The following is a 15719-nucleotide window of genomic DNA, read 5'->3' as shown; positions in this document are numbered from 1 at the left end:
GGCGCCGTGCGGCGCGTCATGATCCTGCTGGCCCCGATCGCAGCTTTAGCTGCCGGTCTGGTCGTCGCCCGGCGGCGCTTCGTCATCGTCCGGATCAGCGGGGCGAGCATGCTGCCGACCTACCGCACGGGCGACCGGGTGCTCGTCCGCAGGACCACGGGGGCGGGCGTCAAGCGCGGCCAGGTCGTGGTGCTGCAGACAGCGCTGCCGGGGGGAGAGTGGCGTACCGGACCGCTGCCGCAGCCAGGGGCGGCCATGTGGTTCATCAAGCGCGCGGTGGCCGTGCCGGATGACCCGGTGCCCGCCCAGGTCATGGCTCGCGTGGAGGCGTCGCCGGGCGACACGGTCCCGGCGGGCCGGCTGGTCGTCCTCGGTGACGGGCCGGTCAGCGAGGACTCGCGGGCGTGGGGTTACGTGCCCTTCGATCGCGTGCTCGGCGTCGTCCTCCGCAGGCTCGCCCCTTCCCGTGAATCCGGAAATTTCGGGAGATCTGGCGAACTCTGGGAGTCTGTCGGCTCGTAGCCCTGAGCCTGGAGGGTGAACAGCCGCGCGTACTCCCCTCCCAGCGCCATCAGCTCCGGGTGCGAGCCATGCTCGGCGATCCGCCCCTCGGCGAGCACGACGATCACATCCGCTTCCCGCACCGCGCCGAGCCGGTGCGAGATCAGCAGGCTGGTCCGCCCGGCACGGTGGCGGCGCAGGCTCTTATGGATGGCGTGTTCGGCCTGCGCGTCCAGGCCAGAACTCGGCTCGTCGAGCACGAGCAGGTCCCGCCCTTCCCGCATCAGGGCGCGGGCCAGCGCGAGACGCTGCCACTGCCCGCCGGACAGCACCACTCCGGCCTGGGGGCTGTCCCTGTCGCCGAAGAAGATCCGGCTCAGCACCGTGTCGTAGCCCCGCGGCAGCCCGGCGACCGTCTCGTGGATACCGGCCAGCCTGGCGGCGGCCTCGACCCGATCTCGATCGTCGAGCGCCGCGACGTCGCCGAGCCCGATGTTCTCGGCCGCGGTCAGGTCATAGGACATGTAGTCCTGGAACACCGCGCCGATGCGGCCGCGCAACTCGGCGGGATCCATCTCTCGCAGGTCGACGCCGTCCCAGTGGATGGACCCGCGTACCGGGTCGTACAGCCTGCAGATCAGCTTGACCAGGGTGCTCTTGCCCGCGCCGTTCAGCCCGACCAGGGCGAGGGAGCGGCCGGCGGGGATGAAGAGGTCGACCCCGCGCAGTACCCATGGATGCGCGTCGTCATACCGGAACCACACGCCGCGCACCTCGATGCCCTCGTGCAGCGGGGGGACGGGGCGCGGATGCCGTGGGACGGGCAGGTCCGGAGTGTCGGCCACGACGTCGACGTAGTGCCCGAACATCAGCAGCGCGTTGTGCGCATCCGCCCACTGACCGACGATCGACGCGAGCGCGGACTGCACCCCGGCGACGGCCGCGACGAACACGGCGACGTCGCCGACGCTCAGTGTGCCCGACGCGGCGCCGATGATCGCCCAGAGCAGGCCGAGTGCCGCGACGGCCGCCCCGATCAGCGACAGCGACCCCTGGGTACGCAGCATCCTGCGGGCGAGCCCTTGCTCGGCGGCGTTGACTGCGCGCAGCTCGCCCAGCATCCTGGCGCGCAGAAAGTCACCGAGGCCGAACAGCCGGATCTCCTTGGCCGCGTCGGGGCTGGTGAGAAGGTTGGCGAAGAAGATCTGCCGCCGGGTTTTCGAGCTGACGCCCCACATCATCCCGGCGCGACGCCGAGACAGGTCGAGCTGGGCACGGACCGAGGGGATCGCGGAGAGCGCCACGACGAGGATCATCCCCGGAGCCAGTACGGCCAGCGCCGCCGTGAATCCGGCGAGGGTGACGGCGCCCTGGGCGATCCCCAGGGCGGAGCGGACTATCCGCTGCGGCGCGTTCTGGCCGGCCTCCTGCGCCAGCCGTACCTGGTCATGGAAGGCTGGGTTCTCGAATCGGCTCAGCCCCTGGTGGGCGTTGACGGCCTGGAACAGGCGATCCTGGATCAGCAGCTGGAGCGCGCGGCGAAGCTGCTCCTGGGCGTACTCCGCGACCGCGGGCAGGGCCGCACCCGCCAGGCCGGTCACGCCGAGAGCCACGCCGTACGGGAGCAACCCGGCGAGGCCCGCCCCGGCCGCCAGGCCGTCGAGAACGAGCTTGGTCAGCCATGCGGTGACCACCGGGACCAGACCCATGAGCAGCACCGCGATCCCGGACGCCAGCACGGCGGCCGGGTGCGCCCGCCAAGCCAGTGCCGCGGCCGCGCGAAGCCGCCGTCGCCGCGTGGCGCCGCCGTTCCCGGCAGGAGAGGTCATCGGCGCGTGGCCGCCGGTAGCCTGCCCGGGGCGGTGTCGGCCGCCACGATCACCGCGTCACCGTCGACCAGGTAAAAGCTGGGGAACTGGGAGACCTGCAACGCCCTGCTCACCGGGCCGCCCATCGGCTCGAGCACGACGGTGGCCGAGGTCAGCTCGCGGGTGAACCGCCGGGCCTCGTCAGGGTCGCCCGTGACCACGGCCAGCACGCGTTGGGGACGGGTGTCAGCCAGATAGGCCGTGAACTCCGGCAGCCGCTCGTGGCAGGACGCGCATTCGGTGGAGAACACCGCCACCACGGAGGGTCCCGAGAAGAACGCGCGCGACACGGTCTCACCGCCTACAGCGGTCGCGCTGAAATCGCCGAGCGTCGTTCCCGGCCGCACCAGCGGGGCACGGGTCGGCCCCAGCTCAGCGAGCCGCAGCGTGTGCACGCGCAGGCGGCGGATCACGGCCAGGGTGAGCACCAGATCCACCAGGCACAGCAGTCCGACGACGACGACGGCGGCGACGAGATACGGCATGCGAACTCCTAAGGGCTCTTCAGGGGCGGCGTGGCTGAGCGGCGAACAGGCCGGTGAGGTCGTCGAAGAAGGTCACAATGACGGCGAGGACGGCCCCGGCCGGCACGCCCAGCGTGACGCCCGCGGGATGGGGAGAAGTGTGCCCCGGCACGAGCCCTGACGAGGCCGGCGCAGAAACCCACCAGGACGGTGCCGGCCGGCACCAGGCCGACCCGCACTGTCCCGGAGATCGCCAGCAGTACGACGACGCATCCTTCCGCGAGGACGATGGCGCCGCTCAACGCCGTGGACGCCCGTGGCCCCAGAGGGACCAGGCCGCGCCCGGATACGTGGAAGCCCGCGAACGCGGACCTGCCCCGCATCCTTCCGAGCACCGCGACCAGGAAGACGACACCTGTCGCCACCCGGCAGGCGAGCACGACGTACTGCATGGCTGTCACTGGGGATCGGAAGGACGCGTCAGCAGTAGTCGAAGCTGCCGCAGCTGACCTCGCCGCTAGCGTCGTGATAGCAGCAGGTTCGGCAGAACTTGCCCTGGCAGCACCAGTCGGTCCAGCACGCGGCCGAGGCGTTCGCCGAGGGCAGGAGTCTGTCGAGTAGCCTGTCTCCCAGCTTGTTGAGTGCGCGGATCATGGCGACCTCCTTGCGGGGGGATCTTTACGCGCCCACGGTCACCCAGCCAGAGCACCTTGTTAATGGAGAGATTGGCCGACACTGCGGAACACGTTCGGCGAATCATGATCTTGACATAGTGGGTGTTCTTCTTATGCCTACGTCTCGGGCTTATCGGCGGGTGAGCAGAGCAGCCGCGCAGATCGTGCGCTGGAGATCGGTGACGCGGCCAACATGATCGGCTCCCGTATAAGCAACCATGGTTGACTAGCACAAAGCATGTCAACTAAGGTTGACGATGCGTCGGCTGTTGGCGCCCCTCGCTTCCCAGGCCCGCTGATCGGTCAATGCAGTGGTGAGGACGTCAAAGCAGGTAACGGCTGCACCGGTCGCCGACACGAAGAGACTTCTCGACTAAGAAGGTTCAATGCGCCCGCGCATCATGCCCACCACCCGCACCTCCCTCCTGCTATGTGGTGCGATCGGCGGACCGCTGTTCGTCATCGCCTTCCTCATCGAAGGCGCAACCCGCACCGACTACGATCCCCTTCGCCATCCGGTCAGTTCACTGGCGCTGGGCCCCTCGGGGTGGATGCAGATCGCCAACTTCGTCGTCACCGGCGTGCTGATGCTGTTTTTCGCCGTCGGTCTCCGCCGAGCGCTGCACGCCGCCGGACGAGGTTCGACCTGGGGACCACTGCTGGTCGGGGCATACGCGATCGGCCTGATCGGAGCCGGTGTCTTCGTGACCGATCCCGTGGGCGGCTACCCCCTCGGCACACCCGTACAAGGCGTGCGCACCTGGCACGGCGCACTCCACGACTTCCCCTTCTCGCTGCTTGTCTTTGCCGCGCTGGCGGCCTCGTGCCTGGTCTTCGCGCGGCGCTTCGCCGGATGGGGCGAACGCGGATGGGCCGTCTACTCGGCCGTTACAGGCGCACTGATCGTCATCGGCTTCCTCTTGTCCGGGCAAGCCTTTGCGCAAGTGCCGGGCCTGCTCCAGATCGGTGGGCTGCTGCAGCGGCTGACCATCGCCGTGGGCTGGGGATGGCTGACCCTGCTGGCCCTCCATCTGCGCAACGCCGATAACCCGGCCCCTGTCCACGCAGACAGGCGCGACTCGTGAAGATCACAAAATACACGCATGCATGTGTACGGCTGGAGCGCGAGGGCCGCGTCTACCATCCCGGCGACTCTCTGCACGTGCCGAACGAGCGGGTAGAGACGCTGCTGGTACCGCTTCAGGCTTCGTGGCTGAAGACCGCAGAGGCGATCGACTTCGTCCGCGCGGTCGCCCCCGAACGGGCCTTCGGAATCCCACGATGCACAGGTCAACGAGCGCGGTCTGGCCAGCGTGAAGGGCTGGCTCAGCCAGGAGGTATCAGACCGCTATCGCTGGCGCTTCGACCAACTCTGGGGTGAGGCACAGCAGCCGACGTGACCGCTTCGTCCTCAGCTCCGAGATCACGACAGCCACGTCATACCGCGCCGACGATCACCACAGCAACCCGGCGATCTTCAAACAACCTCACGTGCGGGAAACGGGGCTAGCAGACGCCGGGGTCGGCCGAGGTCGTGATGGTGTACTCGAAGTTCTTGAAGGTGGCGTCGACGTTCAGGCAGGCGGAATTACTGCCGTCGGTGTTCGAGATCTCGAAGAGGTAGACGGTCCGCTCGCTGTCGTAGGACCGGTAGTCACCGCCGGATACCTGGAAGTCGCTCCCTACCACGGCTTGCACGTCGGCGAACGTCGGGATCTTGTCGATGCCGTCCAGCTTCTTGGCGGCGTCGCGAGCGGCGGTCAGGACCGCGGCCTCCTTCGCGTTGTCCTCGGCGATCAGCTCGCGGGGCGTGGATTTGCATCCCGCCAGGAGGAGGACTGCCGCGCCGAGCAGGATGCCGACCTTGGTCATGCGGGCGACGTTACGCGGGTGCGGTATGTCGCGGGTATGCCGCTACCGGAGCGCTCGCACAGGACCCCGGCCGATGCGACATCCACGTCGTTCGCGCTGCTAGGGCGAATGGCGGTGGCGGACGCCGACGGCCGGGGGATCAAGGTTCGGGCGGCCAGACAGCAGGCGATCCTCGCGGTTCTCCTGCTGCGACCCGGTGAGGTGGTCACCGCCGACCGGCTCATGCCGGAACCGACGCCCTGACCGGCGGCGACGCCGAACTCGCGGCCCGGCTGCTGCGGGAGTTGCTCTCGGTGTGGTGCGCCCCCTCGTGCCGGAGGTCGATGTCGAGCTGGTCCGCCGCGAGCGTCGCCGCCTCGACAAGCTGCACCTGACCCGCACCGATGGCCATCATCCGGAACGCGATCCGGTAGCCGGTGCCCTCACGTTCGACCGCTCCCACCCGGACGAGCATCCCGAGGACGCGGTAGGCCGTCGACTTCGGCAGACCGGCGCGGCGCGCCACCTCACTCAGCGTCAACACGCGCCGTGACGGAACACTTGCAGCAGATCGAACGCCTTCTGCATGACCGACGACGGAACGGCCGTCTCCCGCACTGCGGCTCCATTGCCCATGTGCAGTCCTTTCACGAACGCCTTGAGAACGATCGTTCAAGGGCCTGTCTCGCAGATCGGTGCGGGGGGCCCGCACCGATCTGCGAGACAGGCCCTGGGGCGGTCAGGCCCTGATCAGCTTGGCGATCCGCAGCCCGTGCTCGGCGGCCTGCTCGTGCCCCGTCTTCATCGACTCCTCGGCCAGCCCTCGCAGGTGCGCCATCTCCGGGTTCCAGAACGCGTGGGTCAGCTCCGCCTCGGCGATCTGCAGGTCGAGGCCGAAGACGTCGGCCAGGATCCTGCGCAGGTAGGGCGTGGCGTAGTCCCAGCCCTCCTTGGGGGAGCCGGGCCCGTAGCCGCCGCCCCGGCTCAGCGTCAGGAGCGCCGGCTTGCCCTGGAGCGGCCGGTCACCGTGTATCCCCACCTGGGGGTGCTTCAGGATCAGGTCGATCCAGGTCTTGACCTGTTCCGGGACATTCCAGTTGTACATCGGCACCGCGAACAGGAACGCGTCGGCCTCGAGCAGTTCCGCGCCGAGACGGTCGAGGAGCTCGCGCGCCTCGTCCGGGGCCGGTGCGGCCGGGTTGACGGTTTCGTGGGCGAGCACCGTCCACGTGTCCCCGGGCAGCGGCTGGACCCCGAGGTCGCGCCGGGTCACGACGCCGCCCGGGTGCTCGGCGAGCCACGCCTGCTCGGCGGTGTCGGCGAGGGCGCGGCTCACCGATCCTTCGGTACGGATGCTCGCGTCGAGGCGGAACAGGTTCATGGTGCGGTCCTCCAACATGGTTTCTGCTGCAATGAAGATAGTATGCACAGCAGAACATCTGCACGCAAGAAAAGTGAGCTGGGTAACAGCCCGGGCATGATGCGGGTGCCGGAGGTTCGCGGGTCCTGCGGCTGCCAAGTCCTCGCCGCCGCCTCCCGAAGGCAAAACCGGCCCGATCGGGACGTTCGATCCGTCCTGTCGGCGCACCATTCCGGGCGTCACGGCCTGGTCGGAATCCGCCACTTCGACGGCTGTGAAGCAGCGACGCCACCGTCGGTGTCTCACCCTGCCAACTCGTTACTGACGGCCATGGTGCGTCTCCTCGCCACAGTCGGGCCGCGACCTGCCGCCCGCTGCGTCATCGCGGAGCCAGAGTGCCCCGCTTCCCAGAGCACTATGTCAGTAAGATGTTCTGCCTGCCATATTATCTGTCGCCACGTCGAAAGGTGCTATGGTGATGTAATGTCCTCTGAACCCGGCCGAGCGAACGACGGCGCCAAGTGTCTTTCCTTGGACAACGACCTGGTCTGGGCGATTCGTATGATCTCGGGGGCGCTGCGGCGCGCTGCAGCCGACGCCTCGGAGACGCTGCCCGGAGGATCACGCGCCTACTTGGTGCTCATGGCCTTGGCCGAGGCCGGCGACAAGCCCCCCACGCAACTCGAACTGGCCGGCCAGGTCGGTCTCGACCGGACGGTGATGACCTACCTTCTCGACGACCTGGAGGGGCAGGGTCTGCTGGCGCGACGGCCGAATCCGCAGGACCGGCGGTCTCGCCACGTGGTCCTGCTGGACGAGGGCCGAGCGCAGCTGCAGCGCATGCGAGCCGATGTCGCGGCCGCTGAAGCACGGCTGCTCGCGGAGCTGAGCGAAGAACAGCGGGCCCAGTTCCGGGACCTCCTGACCCGAGTCGCGCTCACCGCTCAGCGGGGCCCTGTCAAAGACTGAGGTGCGCCTCCGGCTCCACGACATCCCGCATCTTCCAGGCGAGCCGGGCCGCACACCCTCACGATGGAACCGCACTCCCACAGCCCGGTCCCCCTCTATCAGGACGCGGTCCAACGTCGCTCCACAGATGACCTCGACGTTCGAGCGCTCACGCGCCGGCCAGGACCCCAGCGGTCTGCTACACCTGCAGTTCCTGGTCAACGTCGGTGACCACGACACCTTTCGCCTCCACGTGGACCTGGACGACCTGGCCGGCAAGACCCCGGCCGAGGTGTTACCGGCGATGCGCCTGCTCGCGGCCTCCGCGCCAGACACCACCCTCCTGCTGGCCGTGCGCGGCGGCCCCGCGTATTCACCGCGCTGGCAGTGCGAGGAGTCCCCGCTGGCGCAGCGCGCCCGCCGACAGGTGCGTATCCTGGAGGCGCTGCAGGTGATCCAGGCCCACAGCTATCAGCGCATCGTGATTCTCGAGTCCAGCGGCACCTCCCACGAGGAACTCGCGCAGATTGTGCAGCTGGCCCGCCTGCTCCAGGGGCCGGAGATCGAGGCGACCTGGACGTATGTGGACTTCTCGATCCCCGCCGACGCCGGCCCGCCGCCTGAAGGCGAGTTCTCCGTTGCCGTCCTGCACGAGCTGCACGCGCGGCTGGGCGGCCGTCAGATCCCCTTGGGCATGTACCGGTGCGTCACCTATCCGGCCGCGCGGATCGCCAACCCCGGCGAAGCAGCCGCGGCCCAGGCTGGCGACAGCATTCGCCTGCTGCCCGGCTCCAGCGACAGGGCCATCATCACCGCCGTCTCGGCCTCCGAAGCCCGCGCCGCTCTCGCCGCCCGAGACGGCACCACACCGGGTGAATAGGAGACTCACCCCTCAGGCCGGTACACCCGGCGGCTGAGCCAGGTGCCAACCAGATTGGCCGCGATCAGCGTGCGATGGTCCGGATCCCACCGCAGCACCGGGTTCGCGTTCACCAGAGGCCATGAGCGCGGTCACGGCAGCCGGGCCGGGCGCGCACGTGCCGCTCATCGTCATCCGTCACCACCTGAATCTCGAACCGGCCGTCCTCCCCGCCCGTGCCGGGGATCTAATTGGCGTTGACCCGCTTGACCGGACGAGTGGCCGGGCTTGCTCCCGCCATGGTGTTCTTCCCTATCGGCTCAGCAGCACGACCGTGGCCACCAGCAGCCGGGCCGCTGCCACCAGGGTGGCCGGCGCCCAGGCCGTTCGCTGGCTGCTCCCGGGGGTTGCTCTGCGCCTGGCGACGCTTCCTCACCTCGGCGATGCGCTTGACGAGGCTCTCGACGACGGCCGCGTTGTTTCCAACCTCGATCGGGCCGCCCTGGTGACCTGAGACCTCCACAGCCTTCACCGGGCGCCATTCCTCCGGGTGCATTCGAGCGAGTAGTTCGAGGGCGACGCGACCGTTGGGAGGCGTCCATGCGCTTTCTCGGGTTCCGTCTGGCCGGATGACTTCACGGACCAGAGTGCCGCCCATGGCATCGGCAAAGGCGGCCGACTCGAGATCCACAGAGGCTCGCGCGCGTGCGCGTGTAACGGCCTCCCGAAACTCCCGGTACTCGGGATCTGCTCCCTGCTCCTCTCCCAGTGCCATCCACCTATGGACGGTGGAGCGGCCGACTCCGCACAGGTCAGCAGCGGTGCCGAGGAAGTGGCCCGCCTCCAAGTGCTTGCAGAGCTCGTCGCGCAGTTCGCGGGTCAGCTTGGAGGGGCGGCCCATTACTCACACTCCTGGCGTCCGGCGGCGAGTAGCCGACGAGCTTCGGCGGCTCCTCGATGGGCGATGTTGGGATCGGTGGTTCCGCGTCGGCGGGCGACCGGCAGGGCAGGACGGGCCGGGGTCGGCCGCAGGCCGTGCCGCATCAGCAGCGTGACCGCGTCGGCCGCCTTGCGTTCAGCCCCGGGTACTTCCCACTCGCCTAGCAGGATGGCCAGGGCGCGTTGCGCGTTCGTGATGGTGGCGGCGATGGCGCTGCTGCTCAAGTCTCGATCCTCCGTATCAGCAGATGTGGCCGAAGACTCGCCTCTGGGCTACTGCTCGGCGGCCAGGGCATTCCGCGGTATGCCTGTCCGGACGCGGCACGCTTCTTTTCGTAGCCGCGCTTGGCCATGGAGTCGGCGAACGTCACCTCCGAGCCCGCCTCCTCCCCGGCCGCGACGCACCACCTGGACCAGGCGCCGAACAGGTGTCGGGCGCCCACGTGTGGGGCGTGCTGTGGCTAACGATCCTCGGCCTCGGCCTGCGCCGTGGTGAGGCGCTCTCGCTGCGCTGGGAGGACATCGATCTGGACAACGCCGTGATCAAGGTTGGCCCTTCGCTGCAGCGCCTGCGCGGCGAGCTCGACCAGGAGACCGGACGCCGGCGCGGCCGGCTGGCCGTGGTCCGCGCGAAGACGGAGGGGTCGGACGCGAAGCTGGCGATTCCCCGGGCTGTGGTCATGCTGCTGCGGCAGCACAAGGTTGACCAGGCCGCCGAGCGGCTGGCGGCGAAGGTGTGGGCGGACCCGGGTCTGGTGTTCACCACATCGGTGGGAACACCGATCGAGCCGCGGAACGCCAATCGAGCATGGAACGCCTTGTGCGACGAGGTGGGCATCACGCGGCCGGACGGCAAGCGGGTGAGGATTCACGACCTCCGGCACACCGCGGCGACCTGGCTGCACGGAGAGGGCGTGGACATGAAGACCATTCAGGGGACTCTCCGGCACAGCCGACTCGCCACGACCTCGGAAATCTACACGCACCTCACCGAGGAGGTACAGCGCCGGGCCGCGGACTCGATGGACGGGGCGCTGTCCCGGTTCGGCCGCATCGCTCAATGACCCGATGTGCTGCTGACCTGCGGGAGTGTAGGGATGTGTAGGGATTCAGGTATTAGCTCTGTACGTACAGGCGCGTAGGTGGAACAGGTAAACCCTACACAGCCCTACACACCCCCTCTGAAGTGCAGAAATACGGAGAGGCCCCTGCATGCTAGAGCGATGTAGTCAGATGTAGTCATCCGTATTACAATGTAGTCGTGTCGAACAAGCCGACCACTGTCCGGCTGACGGATGAGCAGAAGGCAGGGCTCGACGCCATTGGCGAGCGAGAGGACCGGAGCCGATCGTGGCTCATCTCGAAGGCCGTGGACGAGTACATCGCGCGGCATCTACGAAGCGAAGAGACACCTACAAACGGAGGTGAACCTCGGTGAACGAACCGGCGCTGCTACAGCCGTTGCTACAGCACACCTCTAGAAACGACTCAGGGAGTCCCTTTGAATCAAGGAACTCCCTGGTCAAGCTATGCGCGGCCGAGAGGACTCGAACCCCTAACCTTCTGATCCGTAGCCAGTTCGAGATCGTCCGTCATCATCCACAGCCGTCACAAGCTCCTGGTCAACGGCTCGTCCAGCTTGCTCCGCCTCCAGGGCCATGCACCTGCGTCCAAGAACGCTGTTAGCGACGACGTTAGCAAGATCATTTGATTCACCGGCCATCCTGGTGTTACCGACTGGCGGTCAACTGGCCTGCTGGACCGCAGGCCCGAACCCACCCTGAGTCTTTCCACCATCGGCCAAGGCCGCCCAAGGATCCCGGAACCATCGGGGTCATCGACGATGCGAGCGTCTCTCGATGGCGGCTGGCGTACGGATCAACACCGGTCCCAGTGACGGGACGAAGCGAGTTGAACATCGTCTTCCTTGACGGTCAGGGCACCCCCGACCCTGTCCCATAGAGCAGCTCGGCCGTTCGCGTCTCCGAACAGCACCAGAGGACGGCTCGGGACGGGTGCCGCACCCTTGAAGGCGATCTTCTCGGTAACGGGCACAAGGCAGACCGCCTTCGGCTCGACCCCGTGAAAGGCTGTCGTCGTCCCCGTGGCCCGCAGTTCCCTCAAGGCGATGACGCCACTTCGGTACCCCTCCTGAATGCCGAGGACGCAGGGCACCAGAACCGCGACCATCAACGCGAACAGCGTGACGAACGTGACCACCCAAAGAGGAACGATCAGGTTCACGTGATAGCCCCATCCGACAATCGCCAGAGAGACCAGGGCCAACAGCAGCGTGAGGCCGGTCAAAGACCATGCCGGCTGCAATGCCTGCCACCACGGCAGCTCGACGTCATCCGCGCCCAGACCGAAAACACTGAGATAGGTCTCGTACGTCAGCTGCCCATAGACCATGGGCAGCGGTATCGCGATGGTCACCAGCATGGGAAGCAGCCATGAAAGGGCGACCTTCAGCGATGTGTAATGGAAGAAGTAACGAACTCCGGCGATGGTGATGGGCGTGATCAACGCCAAACCGGCCAGACGAACGACGTCGGGGGGCGGGTCCGCGGCGAGGGTCCACCCCACGAACGCCATCGCCGGAGGAAGCATGCTGCCCAGCAGCCAGGAGCGCAGCAGCCACCTGCAAGGGATGACCGACGCAACCACGACGACGAGCGCGACAGCGGTCCACGGTTGTCTCGGCCACGTTTGCCCCAGAAGGACACCGCCAACGAGCGGCGCGAGTGCGGAAAACGCACCGCCAGTAGCGGTTATCGCCGCACGCGGTGGCTTCGCTGAACGATGTCTCGCCTCCAGGCGCCGCAATTCGTCCTCGGAACTCTCGCCCACCGCCTTACGCACCAGCAGCCGGCGACCATTGAATTCCGTGGTGCGACTGTTCGCGAGAGCCTCAGCATCGGCCACGGATCGCGCATGTACTTCGCCGTCGACCGGGCGCCCCGTCAAGGAGTCGAAAACCCGGTATCGGGCGTCGAAGTTTCCCGGCGGTCGACGAAGATGTGTCCATCTGATGCGGACGAAGACTCCATCCTGGACGCACGAGCGCAGCAGGTGGCGCGTTCCCGCGGTGAGCGCTCCGATGCGCGATCCGGCGATGGGCACATCAACCTGGAACCGGGACCCATCTGTGGACCGACGTACACGCCAGCCGCGGGACCCACACATCACAGGCACCAGCTCGGCATCCTCGGGCGGGGATTCGAACTCCACTCGCACCGTATGGTCGTACGGGTATGGCGCGCTGGCCTCGGTCCATGATTCCCAGGCCGTCTCGTACGGACCATTGGACCTTTCCACCGGTCCGGCCCTACGGTTCCGGACGGCCAGTAAAACCACCAGCACGAGGAAATTCCAGACTGCCATCTCAAGAGTGTCAAGCAGAGTGGTCAAGGACCGGAGCCATCCCCCACCAACCTTCATCGAACTGTGAGACCAAACGAAGCCGAGGAGCGCGTCGTTGAGCGTGACCGAAGCCGTGTGTTGCGGCCACCAGGGCTAGCACGTAGCGGTACAGCCACCCGACTAACGGCTTCATCCTGGTCAGGTGCGTGTGGACGGTCGCGCGGATGCGTTGATGTGTGGGGAGGTTGCTGTCAGCACTGCTGTCACCTCAGCCAGGATCACCCGGTGCCGGGGCCCGACGAAGGAGGGCCTCGGCGTCGATCGCCCCAGCCACGGTCGGCGATGGGCGAAGTGAGCGATCGTCACGGCCTTGACTGGCCACAATGTGTTCGTGCATGTGGCTGGTGAGCGCCTACTTGCATGCAAATCGTTCTGATCTTCCAGGAGGAGACTACCGACGTGGTCAGTCGGGTGCCACCGATTGCCCGTGGTTGGCCGCTGTTGACCGCCCTTAATGGCACGTTAATGGCACGGCGATCACGCCATAAATACGCCTGCTCCAACGGCCCTGGGCCCGACACTGCCCAGTGGGCGGAGGCTGGGGAGCAAAGCCATGGACCATCGATCGCCCCAGGCCCTGCGGTATGGACAGAGGGGTGGGTACACGCCCGCCGAGCAGGAACGGCGCGAGCGTGTACGGCTGCAGGCGGCCGAGTGGTTTGAGGCCGGGGATTCGACCAAGACGGTTGCCCAGACCTGGGGTGGAGAGTTGGTCGGACGTCCACTTTCGTGCAGAGTGTTTGTGCGATTGTCACTCCAGTCAGTTGCTCGCGCGGTACGGGAGTGGCCCCACCTTGTGCGGCGTCGCCCTGGGCTCGATGTATCCGCGGGGATACACCTCTGGCAGGCGTGTACGTGGACGGTACGTGCAACGCTCCTACTCTCTCGAACGATTCACAGGCAAGACGTAATCGTCGTCATCCACACGAAGCGCAGATGACGTAGCCGAGCTGAGCGGGGACAATGTGCAAGTCAACAACTTCGGATCAGTGACCAACCAAACCAACATCGACCGCAACATCTCTTTTCCCCAGGCTGACGTTCAAGCCGGAATCGCGCAACTCAGGCAATTGATCGCAGCCGGCTCCATCCCGCAGGCCGCAGGGACGGAGATCGTCACCGAAGTCGAGGAGAGTCTGGACGAGGCGGACGGGCAGCCTACCGGCCGTCTCAAAGCCTCGCTGCAGAAACTTCGGGACCTGCTCGCAGTCGGTGGAGCATCCGCCGATGACGTAGCCAAGGTCGCTGGAGCGATCACGGCAGTATCGGCGATCATCGGCGGATGAGATGACGGATCTCGCCAACGACAAGGACAACGGCGGCCCTGACCCAAGCGAGATGCACGTCAACAATCATGCCCCGGTCACCAATCAGCAGAACATTGAAAACTTCTACTCGGGAGACCGGAAACCGCAGGAATATCTCGATGCAGCTCGGCGGGCCCTGGCGGAAAACCAGTGGGGACAGGCTTGCCAGCACTACGCGGACTACTCCAGGCGCGAACCATCCTCCTCGCCTAGGAAGATGGCTGAGATGCGAACAGAGCACGCCTTTGCCAAATTACAAGGGAGACGTCCGCGCGCCCATCCGGATCAGACCCAGAATGAGATCTACGCACTGCTGGCCAAAGCTTGCGAGCTCGATCCAGACTCAGAGGCAGCCGCCGTCCTCATGGCAATCTTCAACGAAGACCTCGACCATGCCTTTCTTCGCGAGGGAAGCTTTTCGGACGAGGCCCAGAAGGCGAGTGCGAGCCTGGATCTGGACTGGGCACGGCGAATCGCGACGACCATTTCGGTTCGCGAATCACCAACGTGGCAGGCCCTCGACCAACGGGTGACTCCTGGTGGCACTGTGCCCATTCCGGTACTGTCACTCAGTGATGACGAACAAGTCGAGCGCGAGCATCGTATGCGCACCTTGTTCACGCCTGTGCCAGCCGCACCGGTGCGGGAGCCACGTCTCAACCCCCTCTACGGGATTTTCCCTTTGGCGGGCGGCGGCGTTATCCTCTGGATTGCCATCACACTTCTGACAGCGTACGGCGGCCCTCTATGGTCGCTTCTGTCACCGGCTCCGTACATCGGCATAGCCGGCGTGGCCATGGCCTCTCTCGGTGGCAGGTTGACGTTCAGAGCATTGTTCGTCAACTGGTGGCACAACCGTCTCTTCCATCGCGCTGCGTATGACTATCGAGAGAAGTTGCGCATCTATGAGGAGAACCTTCCTTCCGAAGAGCAGATAAGCCGATGGCTGAAACATGACGTGAATGTCATTGTCGATCGAGCGCTCACCCGGTTAGGCATTGTGATAGAAGAACTGCACAACACTGGCCGCATCACCGACCCGCTTGTCATCGTAGGTCCTGCTAATCCTCCAAAGACCAAGCTGGTGCGGCACCATCGGGTGGGGGATGGCTACATCGCATCCCGCTATACCGTCTTCGTCGTCTGTATGGCGGATCAGAAGCTGGGCGCCTACCGGACAGTATTGGATTCCATCACCGGTGCGCGGGATCCTGAGGAACAGACTAGCGAATACCGCTACCGAGACATCGTCTCGGTAAATGTTAACACCGTTCGACTGGATCTCCCGCCTGGCTCGAAGAAAACGGAGGACTCTGAACCCACTTACGCCTTCGTTGATGCACAGCAGAAGGACACTGTAGCCGAACGGTTCACTCTCATTGTGCCAGGAGACCGCTTCACCGTGACAACCAAGGTCAGCACAGATGATGGGAAGGGTTCACGTGTCGACTTCTCACGAGCGGATCGTGCACTGGCAGCCATTCGCCGACGTATCGCAGCTAGTACTGGGCCAGCTTAGTTATCG

Annotated in this window: 19 protein-coding genes, 1 tRNA gene and 1 pseudogene; 9 read left to right on the top strand and 12 right to left on the bottom strand. The window is 66.3% G+C overall.

Annotated features, from left to right (window positions below):
• Nucleotides 1-6: 6 nt before the first annotated feature.
• Entirely contained in the window at nucleotides 7-522 is a 516-nt protein-coding gene (locus tag ABN273_RS27905; protein ID WP_349451991.1) for a S26 family signal peptidase, read from the top strand.
• On the opposite strand, the gene ABN273_RS27900 is transcribed toward ABN273_RS27905, so the two are convergent.
• The 5 genes and pseudogenes from ABN273_RS27900 to ABN273_RS27885 all read right to left on the bottom strand — a co-directional run bounded on the left by ABN273_RS27900 (nucleotide 411) and on the right by ABN273_RS27885 (nucleotide 3487).
• A complete protein-coding gene (locus tag ABN273_RS27900) occupies nucleotides 411-2330 on the bottom strand; it encodes an ABC transporter ATP-binding protein (RefSeq protein ID WP_349451990.1) in 1920 nt (639 codons plus the stop codon). The two genes, ABN273_RS27905 and ABN273_RS27900, sit on opposite strands and share 112 nt — an antisense overlap.
• Nucleotides 2327-2854 (bottom strand): TlpA disulfide reductase family protein, encoded by a 528-nt coding sequence (locus ABN273_RS27895; RefSeq protein ID WP_349451989.1) that lies wholly within the window; start codon nucleotides 2852-2854, stop codon nucleotides 2327-2329. Before ABN273_RS27895 ends, ABN273_RS27900 begins: the two co-directional genes overlap by 4 nt.
• Nucleotides 2855-2873: 19 nt before the next feature.
• A complete protein-coding gene (locus ABN273_RS27890) occupies nucleotides 2874-3005 on the bottom strand; it encodes a hypothetical protein (protein ID WP_349451988.1) in 132 nt (43 codons plus the stop codon).
• A 55-nt stretch (nucleotides 3006-3060) separates the two neighbouring features.
• Nucleotides 3061-3285: pseudogene (locus tag ABN273_RS59640) on the bottom strand (MauE/DoxX family redox-associated membrane protein); the annotation flags it as partial.
• A gap of 28 nt (nucleotides 3286-3313) precedes the next feature.
• Complete coding sequence (locus tag ABN273_RS27885; protein ID WP_349451987.1) at nucleotides 3314-3487, bottom strand: hypothetical protein; 174 nt, start codon at nucleotides 3485-3487, stop codon at nucleotides 3314-3316.
• A 406-nt stretch (nucleotides 3488-3893) separates the two neighbouring features.
• Here ABN273_RS27885 and ABN273_RS27880 point away from each other — a divergent pair, with 406 nt between their 5' ends.
• Nucleotides 3894-4592, top strand: a complete 699-nt coding sequence (locus tag ABN273_RS27880) for a DUF998 domain-containing protein (RefSeq protein ID WP_349451986.1) — start codon at nucleotides 3894-3896, stop codon at nucleotides 4590-4592.
• Nucleotides 4593-5013: 421 nt separating this feature from the next.
• Here ABN273_RS27880 and ABN273_RS27875 read toward each other — a convergent pair whose 3' ends face one another.
• Entirely contained in the window at nucleotides 5014-5379 is a 366-nt protein-coding gene (locus ABN273_RS27875; protein WP_349451985.1) for a hypothetical protein, read from the bottom strand.
• 36 nt (nucleotides 5380-5415) lie between these two features.
• Between ABN273_RS27875 and ABN273_RS27870 the strand changes: the two genes are divergently transcribed.
• The gene (locus ABN273_RS27870; RefSeq protein WP_349451984.1) at nucleotides 5416-5622 is read left to right on the top strand and encodes a hypothetical protein; all 207 of its coding nucleotides are present in this window, start codon (nucleotides 5416-5418) and stop codon (nucleotides 5620-5622) included.
• Here ABN273_RS27870 and ABN273_RS27865 read toward each other — a convergent pair.
• Both ABN273_RS27865 and ABN273_RS27860 read right to left on the bottom strand, forming a co-directional pair.
• Nucleotides 5600-5902, bottom strand: a complete 303-nt coding sequence (locus ABN273_RS27865; RefSeq protein WP_349451983.1) for a helix-turn-helix domain-containing protein — start codon at nucleotides 5900-5902, stop codon at nucleotides 5600-5602. The genes ABN273_RS27870 and ABN273_RS27865 overlap by 23 nt on opposite strands.
• A 195-nt stretch (nucleotides 5903-6097) precedes the next feature.
• On the bottom strand, nucleotides 6098-6739 hold the full coding sequence (locus ABN273_RS27860; RefSeq protein WP_349451982.1) for an FMN-dependent NADH-azoreductase: 642 nt from the start codon (nucleotides 6737-6739) through the stop codon (nucleotides 6098-6100).
• Nucleotides 6740-7249: 510 nt separating this feature from the next.
• Between ABN273_RS27860 and ABN273_RS27855 the strand changes: the two genes are divergently transcribed.
• A complete protein-coding gene (locus tag ABN273_RS27855; RefSeq protein ID WP_349451981.1) occupies nucleotides 7250-7687 on the top strand; it encodes a MarR family winged helix-turn-helix transcriptional regulator in 438 nt (145 codons plus the stop codon).
• Between the two features lie 127 nt (nucleotides 7688-7814).
• A complete protein-coding gene (locus ABN273_RS27850; protein ID WP_349451980.1) occupies nucleotides 7815-8546 on the top strand; it encodes a hypothetical protein in 732 nt (243 codons plus the stop codon).
• Nucleotides 8547-8772: 226 nt separating this feature from the next.
• Here ABN273_RS27850 and ABN273_RS27845 read toward each other — a convergent pair whose 3' ends face one another.
• Both ABN273_RS27845 and ABN273_RS27840 read right to left on the bottom strand, forming a co-directional pair.
• Nucleotides 8773-9426 carry a hypothetical protein gene (locus tag ABN273_RS27845; protein ID WP_349451979.1) on the bottom strand — a complete coding sequence of 218 codons (654 nt, stop codon included), beginning with the start codon at nucleotides 9424-9426 and terminating at the stop codon, nucleotides 8773-8775.
• Nucleotides 9426-9689, bottom strand: a complete 264-nt coding sequence (locus tag ABN273_RS27840) for a hypothetical protein (RefSeq protein ID WP_349451978.1) — start codon at nucleotides 9687-9689, stop codon at nucleotides 9426-9428. Before ABN273_RS27840 ends, ABN273_RS27845 begins: the two co-directional genes overlap by 1 nt.
• A gap of 203 nt (nucleotides 9690-9892) precedes the next feature.
• On the opposite strand from ABN273_RS27840, the gene ABN273_RS27835 reads away from it, so the two are divergent.
• Together ABN273_RS27835 and ABN273_RS59635 are read left to right on the top strand one after the other, a co-directional pair.
• Nucleotides 9893-10528: a tyrosine-type recombinase/integrase gene (locus tag ABN273_RS27835; RefSeq protein WP_349451977.1), complete on the top strand. Its 636-nt coding sequence runs from the start codon at nucleotides 9893-9895 to the stop codon at nucleotides 10526-10528.
• A gap of 197 nt (nucleotides 10529-10725) precedes the next feature.
• Entirely contained in the window at nucleotides 10726-10902 is a 177-nt protein-coding gene (locus ABN273_RS59635) for a CopG family ribbon-helix-helix protein (protein WP_502911144.1), read from the top strand.
• 94 nt (nucleotides 10903-10996) lie between these two features.
• Here the strand turns inward: ABN273_RS59635 and ABN273_RS27830 are convergent.
• Nucleotides 10997-11072: transfer RNA gene (locus ABN273_RS27830), tRNA-OTHER, on the bottom strand.
• Between the two features lie 270 nt (nucleotides 11073-11342).
• On the bottom strand, nucleotides 11343-12848 hold the full coding sequence (locus tag ABN273_RS27825) for a hypothetical protein (protein WP_349451976.1): 1506 nt from the start codon (nucleotides 12846-12848) through the stop codon (nucleotides 11343-11345).
• Between the two features lie 1028 nt (nucleotides 12849-13876).
• Here ABN273_RS27825 and ABN273_RS27820 point away from each other — a divergent pair.
• Together ABN273_RS27820 and ABN273_RS27815 are read left to right on the top strand one after the other, a co-directional pair.
• Nucleotides 13877-14173, top strand: coding sequence for a hypothetical protein (locus ABN273_RS27820; RefSeq protein ID WP_349451975.1), 297 nt, complete (start codon nucleotides 13877-13879; stop codon nucleotides 14171-14173).
• Nucleotide 14174: 1 nt separating this feature from the next.
• Nucleotides 14175-15713, top strand: coding sequence for a hypothetical protein (locus ABN273_RS27815; protein ID WP_349451974.1), 1539 nt, complete (start codon nucleotides 14175-14177; stop codon nucleotides 15711-15713).
• The last annotated feature ends 6 nt before the right edge of the window (nucleotides 15714-15719 follow it).

Origin of the sequence: Nonomuraea sp. B19D2, from assembly GCF_040137845.1 — a bacterium.
Taxonomy (GTDB): domain Bacteria; phylum Actinomycetota; class Actinomycetes; order Streptosporangiales; family Streptosporangiaceae; genus Nonomuraea.
The sequence above is the reverse complement of the archived record's forward strand: the minus strand, read 5'-3'. Positions and strand labels throughout refer to the sequence as shown.

Bases quoted from the DNA above. Each gene is read 5' to 3' on its own strand.
- ABN273_RS27880 (WP_349451986.1), top strand. From the start codon at position 3,894: ATGCGCCCGCGCATCATGCCCACCACCCGCACCTCCCTCCTGCTATGT.
- ABN273_RS27885 (WP_349451987.1), bottom strand. From the start codon at position 3,487: ATGATCCGCGCACTCAACAAGCTGGGAGACAGGCTACTCGACAGACTC.
- ABN273_RS27875 (WP_349451985.1), bottom strand. From the start codon at position 5,379: ATGACCAAGGTCGGCATCCTGCTCGGCGCGGCAGTCCTCCTCCTGGCG.
- ABN273_RS27860 (WP_349451982.1), bottom strand. From the start codon at position 6,739: ATGAACCTGTTCCGCCTCGACGCGAGCATCCGTACCGAAGGATCGGTG.
- ABN273_RS27870 (WP_349451984.1), top strand. From the start codon at position 5,416: ATGCCGCTACCGGAGCGCTCGCACAGGACCCCGGCCGATGCGACATCC.
- ABN273_RS27900 (WP_349451990.1), bottom strand. From the start codon at position 2,330: ATGACCTCTCCTGCCGGGAACGGCGGCGCCACGCGGCGACGGCGGCTT.
- ABN273_RS27815 (WP_349451974.1), top strand. From the start codon at position 14,175: ATGACGGATCTCGCCAACGACAAGGACAACGGCGGCCCTGACCCAAGC.
- ABN273_RS27895 (WP_349451989.1), bottom strand. From the start codon at position 2,854: ATGCCGTATCTCGTCGCCGCCGTCGTCGTCGTCGGACTGCTGTGCCTG.
- ABN273_RS27825 (WP_349451976.1), bottom strand. From the start codon at position 12,848: ATGGCAGTCTGGAATTTCCTCGTGCTGGTGGTTTTACTGGCCGTCCGG.
- ABN273_RS27850 (WP_349451980.1), top strand. From the start codon at position 7,815: ATGACCTCGACGTTCGAGCGCTCACGCGCCGGCCAGGACCCCAGCGGT.
- ABN273_RS27845 (WP_349451979.1), bottom strand. From the start codon at position 9,426: ATGGGCCGCCCCTCCAAGCTGACCCGCGAACTGCGCGACGAGCTCTGC.